Annotated in this window: 16 protein-coding genes; 9 read left to right on the top strand and 7 right to left on the bottom strand. The window is 63.2% G+C overall.

The annotated features are described in order from the left end of the window. Nucleotides 1-30 precede the first annotated feature (30 nt). The 3 genes from O9255_RS07225 to O9255_RS07235 form a co-directional block, all read right to left on the bottom strand. Nucleotides 31-672, bottom strand: a complete 642-nt coding sequence (locus tag O9255_RS07225) for an HD domain-containing protein (protein ID WP_297866185.1) — start codon at nucleotides 670-672, stop codon at nucleotides 31-33. Nucleotides 673-736: 64 nt separating this feature from the next. Next, entirely contained in the window at nucleotides 737-1,078 is a 342-nt protein-coding gene (locus O9255_RS07230; RefSeq protein WP_297866186.1) for a hypothetical protein, read from the bottom strand. A gap of 100 nt (nucleotides 1,079-1,178) precedes the next feature. Next, nucleotides 1,179-1,403 (bottom strand): helix-turn-helix transcriptional regulator, encoded by a 225-nt coding sequence (locus tag O9255_RS07235; RefSeq protein ID WP_297866187.1) that lies wholly within the window; start codon nucleotides 1,401-1,403, stop codon nucleotides 1,179-1,181. Nucleotides 1,404-1,671: 268 nt separating this feature from the next. On the opposite strand from O9255_RS07235, the gene O9255_RS07240 reads away from it, so the two are divergent. Then, nucleotides 1,672-2,016, top strand: coding sequence for a hypothetical protein (locus tag O9255_RS07240; protein ID WP_297866188.1), 345 nt, complete (start codon nucleotides 1,672-1,674; stop codon nucleotides 2,014-2,016). A gap of 99 nt (nucleotides 2,017-2,115) precedes the next feature. After that, on the top strand, nucleotides 2,116-2,892 hold the full coding sequence (locus tag O9255_RS07245) for an SseB family protein (RefSeq protein ID WP_297866189.1): 777 nt from the start codon (nucleotides 2,116-2,118) through the stop codon (nucleotides 2,890-2,892). Nucleotides 2,893-3,197: 305 nt separating this feature from the next. On the opposite strand, the gene O9255_RS07250 is transcribed toward O9255_RS07245, so the two are convergent. Beyond that, entirely contained in the window at nucleotides 3,198-3,632 is a 435-nt protein-coding gene (locus O9255_RS07250; RefSeq protein ID WP_297866190.1) for a helix-turn-helix domain-containing protein, read from the bottom strand. Nucleotides 3,633-3,691: 59 nt separating this feature from the next. Between O9255_RS07250 and O9255_RS07255 the strand changes: the two genes are divergently transcribed. The 7 genes from O9255_RS07255 (at nucleotide 3,692) to O9255_RS07285 (ending at nucleotide 11,359) form a co-directional block, all read left to right on the top strand. Continuing rightward, a complete protein-coding gene (locus O9255_RS07255; RefSeq protein ID WP_297866191.1) occupies nucleotides 3,692-4,351 on the top strand; it encodes a cation diffusion facilitator family transporter in 660 nt (219 codons plus the stop codon). Nucleotides 4,352-4,413: 62 nt separating this feature from the next. Next, a complete protein-coding gene (locus tag O9255_RS07260) occupies nucleotides 4,414-5,151 on the top strand; it encodes a transglutaminase family protein (protein WP_297866192.1) in 738 nt (245 codons plus the stop codon). Next, nucleotides 5,144-5,482 (top strand): DUF3703 domain-containing protein, encoded by a 339-nt coding sequence (locus O9255_RS07265; protein ID WP_297866193.1) that lies wholly within the window; start codon nucleotides 5,144-5,146, stop codon nucleotides 5,480-5,482. The genes O9255_RS07260 and O9255_RS07265 overlap by 8 nt, the downstream gene beginning before the upstream one ends. Before the next feature lie 17 nt (nucleotides 5,483-5,499). Further along, on the top strand, nucleotides 5,500-5,877 hold the full coding sequence (locus O9255_RS07270; protein WP_297866194.1) for a hypothetical protein: 378 nt from the start codon (nucleotides 5,500-5,502) through the stop codon (nucleotides 5,875-5,877). Between the two features lie 57 nt (nucleotides 5,878-5,934). After that, nucleotides 5,935-7,206 carry a TolC family protein gene (locus tag O9255_RS07275; protein WP_297866195.1) on the top strand — a complete coding sequence of 424 codons (1,272 nt, stop codon included), beginning with the start codon at nucleotides 5,935-5,937 and terminating at the stop codon, nucleotides 7,204-7,206. Continuing rightward, nucleotides 7,203-8,204 carry an efflux RND transporter periplasmic adaptor subunit gene (locus O9255_RS07280; protein WP_297866196.1) on the top strand — a complete coding sequence of 334 codons (1,002 nt, stop codon included), beginning with the start codon at nucleotides 7,203-7,205 and terminating at the stop codon, nucleotides 8,202-8,204. The genes O9255_RS07275 and O9255_RS07280 overlap by 4 nt, the downstream gene beginning before the upstream one ends. A gap of 8 nt (nucleotides 8,205-8,212) precedes the next feature. Continuing rightward, a complete protein-coding gene (locus O9255_RS07285) occupies nucleotides 8,213-11,359 on the top strand; it encodes a CusA/CzcA family heavy metal efflux RND transporter (RefSeq protein ID WP_297866197.1) in 3,147 nt (1,048 codons plus the stop codon). 214 nt (nucleotides 11,360-11,573) lie between these two features. Here the strand turns inward: O9255_RS07285 and O9255_RS07290 are convergent, their stop codons facing one another. From O9255_RS07290 to O9255_RS07300, 3 genes are read right to left on the bottom strand one after another with little or no spacing between them, the layout of a single operon-like run. Then, the gene (locus O9255_RS07290; RefSeq protein ID WP_297866198.1) at nucleotides 11,574-12,635 is read right to left on the bottom strand and encodes a patatin-like phospholipase family protein; all 1,062 of its coding nucleotides are present in this window, start codon (nucleotides 12,633-12,635) and stop codon (nucleotides 11,574-11,576) included. After that, nucleotides 12,635-14,926 carry a ThiF family adenylyltransferase gene (locus tag O9255_RS07295; protein WP_297866199.1) on the bottom strand — a complete coding sequence of 764 codons (2,292 nt, stop codon included), beginning with the start codon at nucleotides 14,924-14,926 and terminating at the stop codon, nucleotides 12,635-12,637. Before O9255_RS07295 ends, O9255_RS07290 begins: the two co-directional genes overlap by 1 nt. Next, complete coding sequence (locus O9255_RS07300; RefSeq protein ID WP_297866200.1) at nucleotides 14,874-16,034, bottom strand: hypothetical protein; 1,161 nt, start codon at nucleotides 16,032-16,034, stop codon at nucleotides 14,874-14,876. Before O9255_RS07300 ends, O9255_RS07295 begins: the two co-directional genes overlap by 53 nt. Between the last annotated feature and the right edge of the window lie 346 nt (nucleotides 16,035-16,380).

The raw sequence follows: 16,380 nt of genomic DNA on the forward strand, positions 1-16,380 counted from the left end.
GTGCGCGTTCCCTGCGGAGTGCGGCAAGGATCAGGAAAGAGGGTGGCGGGAGGCAGCTCCGGCAAGCGCATGCATTGTCGCGACAGTCCGGTCGAACTCCCGTGCGAGCTCGTGAATGCGGGGAGCGTAGGCGCCGTCGTGCTTGAGGAAGATGCGCGCAAGGCTCTCGTAGTACTGAAGCGTCCCGTCCTTGCGGGCAGTGAACCGGTCAAAGACCGTGATGCCGGCGTCACCTTGAAGGTCAGAGACGATGGCGCGTGCGTTGTGCAGCTTGTCGCAAGCTGACACCAGCAGCGAGGTCGCTGCGGTCTCCGAAAGGTGGGTGAGATAGGCCTGCTTACGGCGCTGCCAGTCGGCGAATTTGGCCTCCTGGGTTGTCGCGGCGCTCTTGCTGCCGGCAGTGCCGTCCGTGCAGTCGAGGACGATGGTGGCCACAGCGTCACCAAACTGGGCACGGATAGAGGTCTCGTGCTCGGCGCCGCAGTCCTCGAGGACATCATGGAGAAGGCCGGCGATTGCCTGGTCCTCGTTGCCGCCGTACTCCAACACGAGGCTGGAAACGCCGAGCAGGTGGTAGAGATACGGGATCGAGGTGCCCTTGCGGAAATGTCCGCTATGGGCGGAGCGGGCGTACTCGACGCCAGCTGAGTAGCGGGAGGTGAGGATGGTCATGGAAGCACTCCTTGCTCGGTCAACCAGCACCGTAACGGGCCATGGTCTCATTCCCTAAGACGCTTTAGTCGGTCGATGACGGCTGGGTGCGCCATTGGGACACGAGGTTCCGAAGGCGCTCCCCACGCCCTCCCGGAAGGCTGGTGGGGTAGTAGTGCCAGCGGGCGATGAGGCAAAAGACCGACACCGCTGCATCGCGGAGCTCAAGATCCAGCCCCCAAAGGTCTGTGGGGTCCAAGCCACCATTGCGCCCCGCGTTCCACCACGCCAAGAGGAAGTCGGCGCACTTCCGACTCTGACCCGTGTCGGATTCTGCCACGGCAAGGAGGCGGTCGAAGGCATCGAGCTCTGCCCTGGTTGGCGGCGAGCCGATCGGATAAATCGAGAGGGATTCTTCCAGCATCATCGGGGCCCTCGGTCAGGGGGCGGTGAACAAGCTCGGCGTCGCCGGAGTCCGCTGACGTCTCTGCATGACACCAGTAAGAGCGCTCATGAGGGGCGATCCCTCATTGCTCGGCTTCCTTGAAGATCTCCCACGCCTTAGCTCCAAGTGCCTCACACAGTCTCTGGATGGTTGAGAGCGAAATGTTCTTCTCCCCTCGCTCGATTGCGCTGTAGTAGGTGCGGTGCATCCCGATGTGGGCTGCGAAGGCTTCCTGACTCATTCCAAGCGACTCTCGTCGACGCCTGATACTGGCGCCCACGCGGCGCTGGAGGGTGTCTGCATTCATGCCGACACCCTAGAAAGACGCCTCTTTGAGCTCTACAGCACTATAGGTAGACTACCTAAAGGTATCATCGCAGCTCTGAAAGGACACCCGCCACGGGTCGACTGGCCTGCAGTTTGGAGCCGCGACGAACGCGCACGGTGCGCCTCCCCTTCTCCTGAAGGCTGGGCGGGTCCCGGTGCGCCAGCGCCTACACCATGAGCCGAGCTTTTGAGGGCAATCCAGGATGTCTCTCGTAGTACACGACACAGAATCCGGCGTAACGCTCCACTTGAACGTTCCGGACGATCGACTGATTGCCCTGGCACGCCAGTTATCTCGCTCCGAACTGGCGGGCCATCGAGATGGGTTCAGGGAGCACGTCAGCACTGCCCTGACACAGGCGCTCAACGCTCGACTCGACTGGGACCTGCTTCCGCCGACGGAGCCCCAGAAGTCCTATGCGATCTCAATCAGCGAGGGACTTGGCGTGGAGATCCCGGCGGATGCCATGCGGTTCCGCGGGCCGATGTCGGAGTTCCTATCCGAACACGCGGATCGCCTTAAGGCACTGCAGTTGCTGAGATCCTCCGTGAAGCCGAGCGGCTTCACCGCGGACGATCTCGGGAAGATCTAGTGCGCCCCCTCTCTTGGGCGCCGAGGCGGCATTACACCGGTATCCCAGGACTTCCAAGCGAAAGATTACATCCGGGAACGACGAGGCAATCGTCTGACAATGCGCAGAAAGAACACCGCGACGGTGGCTGAAGAAAAAGCGACCCTAGAAGAGCTGATGACTGCATGCTTTCATGATCCATCCGCTGAACCAGCATTCTTCGAAGCTCTTCTTGGCGCCATCGTCTACGCCCACAAGCCCTGCAACGACAGCTCGCCCTTCATCAGGTTGGTGCAATTTCCACATCCAAAAACGGGCGCACTTCTACTCCCATTTTTCACGGACCTACGCCAGGCGCAGGCCGCCTCAAGCTCACATGTCGAAATCGTCAAGATGACAGGACGAGAGCTGTTTGAGGCCACATTGGGGGCCGTGCTGATTCTCAATCCTAACGACCGCTACTGTCTGATCTACCCAGAAGAGGTTCAGCTGATCTTAGCGGGCACTGCCATACCGCCAGTGCGACCGCTAAACAAAGATGAAGAGGGCCCTATCGAACTAGAGCCTGCTGCAGGTGAGTGCGGCTGGCTAATCAAACCGCTTCGCGAAGTGTTTGCCCAGATTGCAGGGATCGTATCGGCGGCATTGGGGCAGCGTGTGGGCGTGGAAGTCGGAAAGGCACCCGACCTTGTGATAGTTGCGGTGGTCAGTACTTCTGACGAGGAGCGGGTCGTTCATGCCGCGACAGCAGTACTGGCGGATGCTTGCGAACGCTACGGAGCGAACGTCGACATCGGAACGATTCACCCCGAAGAAGCTAACCCGTGGGCTTCACTCCCAACGTTCTACGCCAGACCAGACGACATGACTGAGGCGAAAAACCAATCGATTCACTGAGTAACGCTTCTCTTCTTCACACTATCATTCTCGTTGACGTGACTGCACCCTGCGCCGCGTTAAACAGAAGTGCTGCTGAGGGCCAGATCCGAGTGCGAAGGGCCGATACCAGGCAGCTTGTGAGGTGGCGCTTTTCGGCCAAAAGCGGCCGTTGGTCCGAGCGGCGCAAGCTCAAACCGCAGCACTACCCAAAGCGGGGGGGCGCATCGTCGCAGTCACAGCCCCCAGGGCTTCGGAGCCCCCGATCTTGGCAAGTGCCGTAAGCGTGAGAAGAATTGTGGTCGTGGCTAGTAACAATCGTTCTCTCAGAAAACGGGCGAGTGGACGGTAGAGGGTTTGCCAGCAATGGGGCTCTCCTGGGCGAGGCTTTCCAGAACCGAGCAGGTCGCACGCTGACCGCCGCGGCACCGCTCGATGGTGGCGACCAGTTCGGCTTCCATCCGCTGCAGCTGCGCGAGCTTTTCGCGAACCTCGACGAGGTGCTGTCGCGCCAACGCATCGACCTCGCCACAGGCGAGGTTCGGGCTCTCCGACAGATGCAGCAGGCTGCGGATCTCATCAAGGCTGAATCCCAACGCCCGGCCTCGGGTGATGAAGCGGACGCGGGCGATATCTCCGGGTCGATAGGCCCGATACCCGGACGCGGTGCGCTGCGGCTTGGGCAAGAGACCAACCTTCTCGTAGTACCGGATGGTCTCGAAGTGGCAGCCCGTGGCTGCCGCCAGCTCTCCGATCTTCATGGGGCTTGACCCTGTAGCGACTCCGGGGTTTACGGTAGCGCCATTAGGAGCCCAAGACCATGACCGACTGTTCCTGCCAAACCACGGCAACTGCCTGTGCAACTTCCAGCAACCGCACCCTGCGCCGGGTTCTGTGGATCGTGATGGCTTTGAACGCCGCGCTGTTCGCGGCGGAGTTCAGCGTCGGCCTATGGGCGCACAGCAGTGCTCTGATGGCTGACTCGCTGGACGCTCTGGGCGACGCAGGCATCTACTTGCTGACCCTCGTCGTCATGACCGGCTCCGTCCGTGCGCGAGCCGGCGCTTCCCTTCTCAAGGGTGCCCTGCAGGGCGGCTTTGGCCTGTTCGTCATCGTCGAAGTGATCCGCCGGGCGTTGTCCGGTGAGACCCCAGATGCTGGCCTCATGACCGTCATGTCCCTCGTGGCCTTGAGCGTCAACGTGACGGCCTTTGCGCTGCTGACCCGTTTCAAGAACGAGGATCTCAATCTCCGCTCGGTCTGGCTGTGCTCGCGCAATGACCTCGCGAACAACCTCGGTGTGCTGGCCGCGGCGGGCCTGGTCGCATGGACGGGCACGCGCTGGCCGGACCTGATCGTGGGCCTGCTGGTGGCCACCCTGTTCCTGCAAACGTCCTTCACCGTCCTCCGCGCCGCGTGGCGGGAGTGGACTACCGGGGTTCCAACGGCTCTTGGAGCATGTGATGAGCACGCGCATTAGCCGCGCGAACGAAGTCTCCTCCGCCACCAATACCCCATCCGAGGGTCGCTACGGAGTCACCCATGAGCAAGACAGGTCTCAAGCCCACCCGCCTCTTGGACTTTGATTCTCCAGAAATCGCCACCCTGATCGAGTCGAAGGGATGGAAGAAAATGGGAGAGGAAGATCAACTCAAGGCGATCTATGAGTACGTTCGCGACGAGATTGGTCTGGGCTACAACGAACGCGATGATCTTCCTGCCTCTCGCGTACTCGCCGATGGATACGGCCAGTGCAACACCAAAGCTATCCTGCTGATGGCCCTGTACCGCGCTGTTGGACAAGCCACGCGCCTTCATGCGGCATGGGTCGACAAACGACTTCAGGCCGGGGTCGTCCCGCCGGCCGTTTTCGCACTTGCTCCTCCGAAGATCCTGCACACGTGGGTGGAAGTCTTTTTCCGATCGCGCTGGGTGGGGTTGGAGGGCGTCATTGTGGACAAGGCGTTCCTGGGATCGGTTCAGGCCGCAAATCCTAGGTGTAGCGGGCCGTTCTGCGGCTTCGCGATCGCGACGCCTCGTTTCGGCTCACCGCCGATCGAATGGACAGGCGAGGACACCAACATACAGAGCATGGCGGTCATTGCTGATCTCGGCGTTTTCGAGGAACCCGAGCTTCTGTATGCCGCGCACTCCCAATACCTTGGCGTGGTGCGGCGGATGCTCTATGAGATGGTGGTTCGACATTGGATGAACCGGCGTGTCGCGGCAATTCGCCGTCGCAAGTTCCTTTCCTTAGCCAAGGAGCCCCAACATGACTGAGCGAATCCATAGAGCCATCGAGGTTGAGCTTCTATGCGCACGTCAAGCCGAGACAGACGGGCGCACTGCCGAAGCCTTTCGACACCTTGAGCGGGCCCACATCCTTTCGCAGCGCTTCACTTGGGCTCATGTTCGCTGCCATGTGCGGATGTGGGCTTGGGCATGGCGGCAGCGGCAGCCGCGGGAACTGCTTGGGCAGACCACTCGCATCCTTGCCGCGGCGCTGTTCAGCCGGATCTGGGTGCCGGAGGGCAACACGGGCGGCGCGAACGTGAGTCCCTTCCAGCCGATGCCCATTCCCGCCGACCTTCGCGACCTGCTGTCGCGCTGATCCGTTACCCTTAAGACATGTCGCGCCTTCGACTCCGTGCCCGAACGATCCACGCCGCCCTGATCGGGTTGCTGGCGTTGCTCGTGCTTGCGTCGTCGATGGCCGGAGCGCTGGCCATCAGCCACCCGTCCGCGCATGACCTCGACGCCGCGGTTTCGGTCGGCGTGGCCGCCGAGCCCTCCGACTGCGAAGGCGAAGCCCCGCACCCGCCCGGCCTTGCGAGCCTATCGCATGACCTCGCGCACGCCTGGCACCACTGCGGCGTGGTGATGGCGGTGCTCCCGATGCCGATAGTGAAGCTTCTGGCCATGAAGCCCACGCAGCCGCCCAGCGTCGATGTGCGGGGCGGCCCCGCGCCGCTGCTCCAAAGCCTCTTCCGTCCTCCCATCCGCTGATCCGTCGACGCGGCCGCCTCGAGCGGCGTCTTTTTCCACGGATCAACGGAGTTCCCTATGTCTGTTCGTCTGGCCGCACTCGCGGCCGGGCTGACGTTGCTGGCCGTCGCCTCGGGCGCGGCCGCCCAGCCCTTCACCCTGGCCGACGCGCAGGAGCGCGTCGCCCAGTCCCATCCTGATCTTCGGCTGTTCGTCCCGCGTCGCGAGGGCCTCGAAGCGGAGGCGCGCAGCGCGGCACTGTCGCCCGCGCTCGAGATCCAAGCCGATCTCGAGAACGTGCTCGGCAGCGGAGCGCTCCAAGGCAGCCGCTCGTCCGAGCTGACGCTCAGCCTTGCCGGCGTTCTGGAGCGAGGCGGAAAACGAGAAGCTCGCCGCGCATTGGCGGCGGCACGCATCGATGCTCTAGGCGTCCAGCGTGCCGCCACGCAGCTCGACCTGTTGGCGGAGACCACCCGTCGCTACCTCGATCTGGCGGCCCTGCAAGCACAGCGCCCGCTGCTCGAGGAAGACCTAGCCCAGCGCCAGCGCATCGCTCGTGCGGCGCGTCAGCGCTTCGCCGCCGGCGCAGCGCCGGAAGCCTCCGCGTTGGCGGCGGAGGCCGGCATTGCCCAAGCCGAAGCCCGTCTTGCGGCACTCGATGCCGAGCAGGCTGCGGCTTGGCGCCGTCTGTCCCTGCTGTGGGGCGAGCCTGCCGACGGTGCCGTGCCGACGGTCGACATGGTTCCCGACAACGTGCCCTCGCTGCCCGCGCTCACCGAGTTGACGGCGCGGATCGCCGAGTCGCCGGAGCTTGCGGCGTTTGCCGACGAAGCCCGCATCCGCGAGGCGCGGCTGCGCCTTGCGGAAACCGAAGCCAGTCCCGATGCGCGGTGGAGTATTGGCGCACGCCGACTGCAGGACGGCCGCGACGTGGGGCTCGTGGCGGGCTTCAGCCTGCCCTTGGGGGCGCGTCGACGCGCCGAACCGGCCATCGCCGCGGCACGTGCGGAGCAGGAGGCCTTGGCGATGTCCCGGGAGTCGGCGGCACTGCAGCTCGAGGCGGTGGCCGTGGATGCCTGGTCGCAAATCGAGACCGGTGCGCTCCAGGTCGATCGCCTGCGGACCGATGTCCTGCCGCGCATTCAGCGTGCGGCCGCCCAATCCGAGCGCGCCTACCGCGCCGGTGCCCTGAGCTACGTCGAGTGGGCCGCGGTCCAGACCGAAATCACCACCTCGAACCTTGCGCTGTTGGAGGCCCGCGTGGCCACCCAGCGCGCCCTGATTGAACTGCAGCGCCTCACCGCCGACAGCTGGTCGGCCAACGATGTGCGCAATGGAGTGTCCGAATGAACAGTCACCGTGTTCCTTCCCTGCTGCTTGTCTCCGCCCTCGCTCTCGCCATCACGGCGTGCGATGACGGTGCCCATGAGGCCGACGATGGGCATGCCCACGAGATCGCCGCCGAAACAACTGACGATGACCACGGCGAAGGCCACGGCGACGACGACGGCCATGGTCACGACGAGTCCGAAGCCGACGCGACGACGATCCCCGCGGAAACCGCTGCACGCTCGGGTATCGTCGTTGCCGCCGTCAGCGCCGGGGACATCCAGCAGACCGTTCGCCTGCCGGGCGTGATCGAAGCGCGTCAGGGCGCGATGGCGCGGGTTGCTGCGCGTTTCCCGGGTGCGATCCGTGACGTTGCGGTGCAGGTGGGCGACCGTGTTCGCGCCGGACAGCGACTGGCCACGGTGGAGAGCAACGCCAGCCTCTCGACCTATGCGATCACCACACCGTTGGCCGGCGTGGTGATGACGCGCGATGCCGAGATTGGAGGATTGGCCGGCGAATCGCCCCTGTTCGAGGTCGCCGACCTCTCGAAAGTCTGGATCGACCTCCACGTCTTTGGACGAGACGCCCAGCGCGTGCGCGTTGGTGCCGAAGTCCGCGTTGAACGCCTCGCTGATGGCGTCGTGGCGACCGCCAACATCGGCCAAGTGCTCCCGGCGACCGATGTGGAGAGCCAGAGCTTGACGGCCCGCGCGGTGCTCGACAACGCCGATGGTCTGTGGCGACCGGGAATGGCCGTGCATGCCGATGTCACGATTGGCACGACGGAGGCCGCCCTTCGGGTCCCGCTCGACGCTCTGCAGCGCATGGAAGGGCGCGATGTCGTGTTCGTCCGCGAGGGGGACACCTACACCGCCACACCGGTGAGGCTCGGTGTGCGCGATGCCACCTTCGTGCAGATCAGCGACGGGGTTAACCCCGGCGATGAGGTCGTTGTCGAGCAGAGCTTTTTGGTCAAGGCGGACATCGCCAAGGCCGGCGCGGCTCACGAGCACTGAGGCCCGCCATGATCGACTCCTTCATCCGATACGCCATCCGGCATCGCTGGCTGGTGCTGATCCTCGTCCTGGCCCTTGGGGCTTGGGGCGCCCTCAATCTGTTCCGGCTTCCTATTGACGCGGTGCCGGACATCACCAACGTCCAAGTGCAGGTCAACACTGAAGCACCGGGCTACTCGCCGCTCGAGGCCGAGCAGCGGGTGACCTTCCCGGTGGAAACCGCACTGGCCGGCATTCCCAACCTCGACTACACGCGCTCGTTGTCGCGCTATGGACTGTCGCAGGTGACCGTGGTGTTCGAGGACGGCACCGACATCTTCTGGGCAAGGCAGCAGATCGCCGAGCGCCTCCAGCAGGTGCGTGGACAGCTACCCACCGGCCTTGAGCCTGCCATGGGGCCCATCTCTACGGGCTTGGGCGAGATCTACATGTACACCGTCGAGGCCGAACCAGGCACGACGCGTGAGGATGGCCAGCCGTGGACGCCGACCGATCTGCGCACCCTTCAGGACTGGGTCGTAAAGCCGCAGCTGCGCACCGTGAAGGGCGTCGTCGAGGTCAACACCATCGGCGGCTATGCCCGCGAGGTGCAGGTCGCTCCAGACCTCGCTCGTTTGGTCGCGCTGAACCTCAGCCTCGACGATCTGGTCGACGCCTTGGAGCGCAACAACGCGAACGTCGGTGCCGGCTACATCGAGAAGCGGGGCGAGCAGGTGCTCGTTCGGGTTCCCGGCCAGTTGGGCGACGCATCGGCGATCGGCTCGGTGGTGGTGGCCAGCCGCGGGACGCGGGTGATCCGCGTTGGCGATGTCGCGACCATTGAAGAGGGCATGGAGCTGCGTACCGGTGCGGCCACGGAGAACGGCGAAGAGGTGGTGCTGGGCACGGTGTTCATGCTGGTCGGCGCGAACAGTCGCGAGGTGGCGCAGGCGGTGGACGCCCGCGTCGCTTCGATCCGGGGCACCCTACCCGAGGGGGTGATCCTGCGGACGGTGTACGACCGCACGGCGCTGGTGAACCGCACCATCAGCACCGTCGCCAAGTCACTCGCGGAAGGCGCGCTGCTTGTCGTGGTGGTGTTGTTCCTGTTGCTCGGCAACCTGCGCGCAGCCCTGATCACGGCTGCCGTAATTCCACTCACCATGATGATGACGGCCACCGGCATGCTGAAGGGCGGCGTCTCCGGCAACCTGATGAGCCTCGGCGCGCTTGACTTCGGTCTGATCGTCGATGGTGCAGTGATCATCATGGAGAACTGCATTCGCCGGTTTGGCGAGCTGCAGCATCGCTTGGGGCGCTTGCTAACGCGTGAGGAACGCTACGAACTGGCCGCGTCCGCCACCGCGGAAGTGATCCGACCCAGCCTATTCGGCGTCGGGATCATCACAGCGGTGTACCTGCCCATCTTCGCGCTCGATGGCGTCGAAGGAAAAATGTTCCACCCGATGGCTTTTACGGTGGTTTTCGCCCTGACGGCGGCCATGCTGCTCTCGCTGACCTTCGTGCCTGCGATGGTCGCGGTGGGGCTGGGCGGCCGAGTCGAGGAGAAGGAAAACCGCATCGTCCTGTTGCTGAAGCGCGGCTACGCCCCGGCGCTGAATCGTGTACTGGGGTGGCGCTGGCGCGTGGTGTTGGCGGCGTTTGTCCTCGTAGCCGGCGCGGGGTTTGCCGCGACGCGGATGGGCACGGAGTTCATCCCGAGCCTGGATGAGGGCGACGTGGCGCTCCACGCCATGCGCATCCCGGGCACGTCGATCACGCAATCCGTCCTCATGCAGAAGGTTCTGGAGCAGGAGATCCTGACGCTTCCGGAGGTCGAGCGAGTGTTCAGCAAGATCGGTACCGCGGAGGTCGCCACCGATCCGATGCCGCCTTCCGTGGCGGACACGTTCGTCATCCTAAAGCCGCGGTCCGACTGGCCCGATCCGGGCAAGACCAAGACCGAGTTGGTGGCGGAGCTGGAGGCCCTGGTGGCAAAAGTGCCCGGCAACAACTACGAGTTCACCCAGCCGATCCAGATGCGCTTCAACGAGCTGATCTCCGGCGTTCGCTCCGACGTGGCGGTGAAGGTGTACGGCGACGACCTCGACGTGTTGATGACCACCGCGCAAGGTATTGAATCGGCAATGACGGGCATCGACGGTGCAGCGGATGTCAGGGTCGAGCAGACGACCGGTCTGCCGATGCTGGTCGTTGATCCCGATCGCGAGGCCATCGCCCGCTTTGGGCTGTCCGTAGATGACGTGCAGCAGGTCGTCGCCACTGCCATCGGAGGCACCGAAGCCGGGATGCTCTACGAGGGCGATCGTCGGGCACCGATCGTGGTGCGCCTCGCGGATGGCCTGCGCAACAACGCTGACCGGCTCGGTGACCTGCCTGTTCCGCTACCCGTAGAACGTGCGGACACCGTTCGAACGGTGCCGCTGCGCGAACTCGCTCGGATCGGCATCGAGGAAGGCCCCAACCAGATCAACCGTGAGAACGGCAAGCGTCGCGTGGTGGTGACGGCCAATGTCCGCGGACGGGACCTTGGCTCGTTCGTAACGGAAGTGCAGCAGCGCGTTGCCGTCGAAGTCCAGGTGCCGCCGGGTTACTGGGTGGAGTACGGCGGCACCTTCGAGCAGCTGATCTCAGCCACGCAGCGGCTCTCAATCGTCGTGCCCATGACGCTGCTGCTGATCCTTGGTCTCCTGTTCTTGGCCTTCGGCTCCGGACGCGATGCGCTGGTGGTGTTCTCCGGCGTGCCACTCGCCCTCACGGGTGGCGTCGCCGCCCTGCTGGTGCGTGACCTTCCACTGTCGATCTCCGCGGGCGTGGGCTTCATCGCTCTCAGCGGTATCGCAGTGCTCAATGGCATCGTTATGCTCAGCTTTATCCGCCAGCTTCGACTGGACGGCATGGGGATAGACGAGGCGGTCCGGGAGGGCGCGATGACGCGCTTCCGCCCGGTGCTGATGACTGCGCTGGTGGCGAGCCTCGGGTTCGTGCCCATGGCCTTGGCCGTCGGTGCCGGAGCCGAGGTGCAGCGACCGCTCGCCACAGTGGTGATCGGCGGCGTTTTGTCGTCAACGCTGCTGACGCTGTTCGTGCTGCCGGTTCTTTACCGGCTGGCGCATCGAGCGACCGAATCGAGCGATGTGATCGCCAACGGCTGAACACGTGCACCCTCGGCCTATAGCGCCGAGGGTGTGTTTTTGCGCCGCGCACGGACTTGAGGCCTCAGTTGGAATGTCTGCTTTGGGTCGAAATGCGTCCTAGCCCTCTTCGGTCAGAAGCTGACCTTCAATTGCAAAGGTAGGCGACACAGTGAGTGCGGGGATTGGGTGGGCAGATTGCTAATAGATCCTGTTCGCCCTTCAGAGGCTCACTTCACGCCCCCAGACCGTTGTCGGTAGCTTCTGCGCCGTGGCGCACGAGGTCGTCGAACTCCACCAAAGTGAGGCGACGAAGCGTCGTTGGAAATGTCTTGGCGCGTTCAGCCAAGGCCGTGTCCATTCCGGATGCGTTGCAACCGATGAAGACGAATCCCCCACGGTCTGGCGCTTGAGTGACGTAGTGAACGAACGTCCGGACTCGCAGCGCTCGGGCTTGGTCAGACATGATGTCGGCAACGCGTTTGAGTCGGAATGGACTGATCGGACGGCCAAGGGGATTGCTGCCTAGGGGAAGACCTGCGTCAGAGACTAGGATGAAGGTCTCTGGAAGCTTTGGGGCGTTGCGCCCAGCATCGAAAAACGGCTCAAGCCCGAGATTGTCATAGACACCGCCGTCATAAAGATGGAGCGTTTGGAAGGGAGGTGTCACTGGCACTTCGCTCCCCTTAGGGGCATCCCACCCTCGCTTAAGCCAGGTGAACTTGTTTGTCCGGATGCTCAAGGGACCAAATCCGCCCGGGAAAGCCGCGGACACAGCGATCGCGTCCGCAAGCGGATAGCACTTCGCGTCAGCGTATCCGCTGAGGTAGTCGCCAAGATCATGGCGCTTAAAGCGGAAGCGGCGACCATTCTCGGCGTTGGTCCCGTTGATAGACCACTCTGGTCGTGCGGGAAGGTCGCCTAAAGGCATTGTGGCGCCCCACTCGTTCTTGAGCGCCGCTGCGAGAAGGTTTGCGCGCGAGGCGATGAAGCGCAAGTTCCTTGGTCGGACCAATTGCCTAAGCGCGCCCCACTGCAGACTCCGCTGGGAAAGACTGACTCGTAATCTGGGTAGAACCTCATGGAGAAACGCCTGCGAGCTCGGCCATACGAGATTGTTCTCCAAGAGCACGAGGCCGACAATTAGGCTGCCTCCAGACACGCTCGAAACATGTGAGACGCGCTCGAGAAGGCCTAGTTCGGCCATGCGACGCATCACCCCGAGGTGAAACGCCATGGCGCGTATCCCTCCACCAGAGAGTACGAGCGCGATATCTTTCTTTGCAGGCCATTGCATTAGCCGACGGCTCCGGATAGCACCTGAATGTCGTTCTCACCAACGATCAGCTGCACTCCAGGCAGACCATCTGCATCCATGCCCAATGCCAGTTGGACCAGTTGGAAAACGTCGTCTGAGCTTGGTGCTGCCGAGTGGCCTCGAGGGTGGCTGTGCCATTCGCCGACATAACCAACCACCCCGGCTGTGCGGCGTGAGGCCTCCCCGACGGCCTCCTTCAGGCCGTCGACGCCACGCTCGAACGATCCTGCAGTACTTGTGCTGTCGGCCGGCGCCGGAAGCGCGGCTACCAGGACCAGCGCCCGGACAGTGAAGTCGTAGTAGCCCAGTAGCACCCCGCCGGTCTCGTTCGGCAGGGCACCAAGGCGCAAAGCGCGAAGGTCCTTCTCCAAGCCGGCATCCAGATAGACCTGCAGATCTCCGAGCTCGAATGATCGCTCTTGGAAAGTTGGGACATCGCGGACGTCCACGCCGCCGTCCGTCCGGCGGTTCCAAACTCGAATTGCCGCGCCTTCTTGCGCCCTGAAGCGGGGTAGATCGTCGGCCAGTAGGCCCGCCATGAGCATCACCCGCGAATAGGGCAGCACCATGGAGATATCACGACACCCCGCGCCGCTCCAGAATGCGCCGAGGTTGCCTTCGAGATGTTCGCGACCCCAGTCGCTTCGGATGATTGCGCGGTAGTACTGCGCCTCAAGGGTTCGCAAGCGGATCGATCGCGCCGCATCTTCGACCAAGGCAATCGCGCTGCTAGCACTGGGCGCAAAGAAGGCAGACACATGTCGCGCCACATTTTCCAGAGTGCTAGCGTATCGGGGATAGTCCAGAGACGCGGATGCATCGATGACCCAGTTGGCTGACCTTAGGGCCTCCAGGACGTCCGAGCGCTGCGGATCGGTGGCGCTCGCCACCAGTGGCTTTATCGGATTAGCGTCATGGTCGGCCCACGCCTGCAACAGGGCGACGGCCTCGGCCTTAGGTTGGCCGATCTGATCCGCTTCCGCGGTATGGCGCGACAAGTTGTGAGGACGAAGGTGATCTTTGTCTATGACCGTCCACCGGCCATATCCTTCGCGGCCCCAAAGCATGGCAAGAGCGCTTCCCAGCGATCCTGCTCCGACGAGTACGCCCGAGGGGTCGTCGTCCGAAGCCAAGCCAGACTGGGCGCGAGCACTTTTGGGCGTGTTTTCGTTGAGAACCTCTAGGGGAAGCACGGGTAATTCACGCCACGCCGTTGGCTGCTGTTGGCAGAAAACGCCGATCGCGCTGTAGATTCTGCCTTCGTGGCGCATCAACGCTCCTGTCGCCACGCCGATCTCCAGAGCGTCCTCAGTCAGCAGGAATGCGCGGTGGTCGATCCGCTCTGGAGCGACGCCTTCCTCCCGGCACAACGGGACATGGAGCAAGATGACGGTGAAAGCGTTCCCGGCGCGAGTGGTGGCCCCCTGCGAATGAACCAAGGCTTGGAACTGAGGTTTCATCGCACAAAGCAACGATGAACCGCGCATCAAGACTAAATCCTCGAGTTGACCGAGCGTAGCCGGATTCAACTCGACGGCGCCGCCGATGATTGGCGACAACTTCAGCTCCACTAGCAGTCCGGTTGCGTGCGCTTCGCCAGTCTTGGGCTTCAGGCGAAGGGTCTCCCCGCCATCGGGTCGAGTTGCGGCGCGTACCAGCATGAACTCCGTGCCCTTGTTGACAAGGACTTCGAAGTTCCATGGCAACACCAACTCGTACTTCGAGTTGAAGAACAAGCGGTCGAGTGGCTGGTCGGCTAGGTGCAGCTCGCCGCGCGCGTTCTTTTCCATCCACCACTGGATACGATGGAGGAACTGCTGGGGCGTCCATGTGCGCAGCACGGTCTCGGTGGGCTCGAAGTAGAGACACAGCTGCGCCGGCGATCCCTGCGGTTCCTGGTGCTGGTGTGCCAGACGCGGAAAACCCTTCCGCAAGGCGTACACCATGGGAAGCGTGCCGGGTTCGTCGGTGACCACGATCGCGAGTCGCTCTTGGAACTTTAGGCCGTACGCGTTGTGTTTTGGTACGCCGTGAGTCTGGACGTCGACAAGGACGGCCTCTCGGGCCGCACCGTCCCTCGTCGGGAACCGCAGCCAGCCTGCGGGAACGAAGTCGCGATGCCGCACCATCGCCTCCTGAAGGGCGATTGCGCGTGGCAATGTCAGAGCGTACGGGCTCGCGAGTACCTCACCCGCGTCCAGTGTGTAGAACTCCACCTCAGCCGCGACCTGCGCGCGGTGGCCGCGATGCGATGATCGAAGCGGCGCCAAGCGTTGTAGAGCGTCGCCAAGTGATGCCGCCGCGTTCGATGTCAAAAACAATCGGCTGCGGCTTGTTGGCGTTCGGCTCTTCCATGGTCACCAAGAAGGAACGTCCGCCTACTTCGCGCCGGTAGCGCTCGTACGTCTTGCGTGCCTGGATATGTGGGGGCTGCGTCTGCTGATATGACTCCGTGATGTCAGGTACCGGCTTGCTGCAGCTGACAATGTAGGATTCCGGCCGTCCCTTGAGCAGCAGCTCCCTTACCAGCGGCGTCGGCGTGGTTTCTTGGTCGCCTTTCTCGTCCGCCAGGGCCCGGTAGCTACAATGGTGGGGGATGTTGAAGAGGTCCCATTCAAGCCGGTCTTCGTTGCCGTGGTATCGGGTGATTTCAACGATCTCTTCCAGATCGCTGTATTCGGCGTCGCCCACCTCGAGGTAGTCGTAGTTCTCGCCGTCGACCTCAAAGCGCACGTTGAAAACGAGCGCGGCAGAGTTGCGGATAATGTCGCCGTCGTCGCAATGCTTGATAAAGGGCGAGTGGCAGAAAAACTCAATCTCGTCCACTTCGAGCGAAAAGCCTGGGACCAGCCTGCCGGCATCGACGAAGAGGTGGTCGCGTGCCGAGGGCAATTCGCCCCGGGCCTTGAGCAGCGGCTCCAGCCAGTCCATGAGGGTCTGGGGCTTGGAGAACACCAGAATGTCGCGACCCTCCAGGAGGCGATGGCGCGCTTCCTGTCGAAGGAGCACGAACTCCTCGGATTGTTGGTCCCGGGTCGCTTCCTCCAACAACATCGCCGCTGGCACCCAGAGCTCACGAATTTTGATGCGCCCGTCACCTTGGTAACGAGCGGCGTGTTGCAACTCGAAGAACTCGGTGCTGCCGCTGATGTGATCGGCATCGGCATGGGTGAACGCAACTACGTCGAAGTAGTCGCGATCGACGGCAGCAAGTTCGTCCTTGAGGTGCTTCTTGAGATCGATCTCGGGCGTTGCCTCATCTTCTGCTTTGCTACGGTGGCAGAAGTCGAAGAGGACGCGCCGCCCGCGGGCAAGCACGATCTGGGTGGTGTCGCCGTTGCCGACGGGGTAGAAGACAACTTGATGTTTGCTGCCCACGTGGGCCCTCCTTGGGTCGAATCCGTGAATCCAAGAGTTACCCTAGCCCCCCAACGTCGCACCCCCTGAGACAGCACTGCCCCCTAGGGGTTGGGGTTTACCCACGGGTAACACCCTAGTGCTTGGGGATACCCAATTGTCGTTTCAAGGGTGCGGCGAGCCACGCCTCTTCCCACAGCGGATTCCTCAGCGGTCGACAGAACTACTGGTCGACACCCAGCGATAAGTGATTGACTTGGCTGAAATTAGGTCCAGCAGATCGACCTGAGGCCGCGAGGGGCGGGCCGCGGAATAGGATCGGCACTGGGGCCCAAGCCAGCTGCGCTCCCCCGGACTTGGTCACCGG

The organism is Silanimonas sp. (genome assembly GCF_027530345.1).
GTDB lineage: Bacteria > Pseudomonadota > Gammaproteobacteria > Xanthomonadales > Xanthomonadaceae > Silanimonas.

Excerpts from the sequence above, each read along its gene's own strand:
- O9255_RS07275 (WP_297866195.1), top strand. The coding sequence starts at position 5,935 with ATGTCTGTTCGTCTGGCCGCACTCGCGGCCGGGCTGACGTTGCTGGCC.
- O9255_RS07285 (WP_297866197.1), top strand. The coding sequence starts at position 8,213 with ATGATCGACTCCTTCATCCGATACGCCATCCGGCATCGCTGGCTGGTG.
- O9255_RS07225 (WP_297866185.1), bottom strand. The coding sequence starts at position 672 with ATGACCATCCTCACCTCCCGCTACTCAGCTGGCGTCGAGTACGCCCGC.
- O9255_RS07265 (WP_297866193.1), top strand. The coding sequence starts at position 5,144 with ATGACTGAGCGAATCCATAGAGCCATCGAGGTTGAGCTTCTATGCGCA.
- O9255_RS07260 (WP_297866192.1), top strand. The coding sequence starts at position 4,414 with ATGAGCAAGACAGGTCTCAAGCCCACCCGCCTCTTGGACTTTGATTCT.
- O9255_RS07270 (WP_297866194.1), top strand. The coding sequence starts at position 5,500 with ATGTCGCGCCTTCGACTCCGTGCCCGAACGATCCACGCCGCCCTGATC.
- O9255_RS07255 (WP_297866191.1), top strand. The coding sequence starts at position 3,692 with ATGACCGACTGTTCCTGCCAAACCACGGCAACTGCCTGTGCAACTTCC.
- O9255_RS07280 (WP_297866196.1), top strand. The coding sequence starts at position 7,203 with ATGAACAGTCACCGTGTTCCTTCCCTGCTGCTTGTCTCCGCCCTCGCT.
- O9255_RS07290 (WP_297866198.1), bottom strand. The coding sequence starts at position 12,635 with ATGCAATGGCCTGCAAAGAAAGATATCGCGCTCGTACTCTCTGGTGGA.
- O9255_RS07245 (WP_297866189.1), top strand. The coding sequence starts at position 2,116 with ATGCGCAGAAAGAACACCGCGACGGTGGCTGAAGAAAAAGCGACCCTA.
- O9255_RS07250 (WP_297866190.1), bottom strand. The coding sequence starts at position 3,632 with ATGAAGATCGGAGAGCTGGCGGCAGCCACGGGCTGCCACTTCGAGACC.
- O9255_RS07235 (WP_297866187.1), bottom strand. The coding sequence starts at position 1,403 with ATGAATGCAGACACCCTCCAGCGCCGCGTGGGCGCCAGTATCAGGCGT.
- O9255_RS07230 (WP_297866186.1), bottom strand. The coding sequence starts at position 1,078 with ATGATGCTGGAAGAATCCCTCTCGATTTATCCGATCGGCTCGCCGCCA.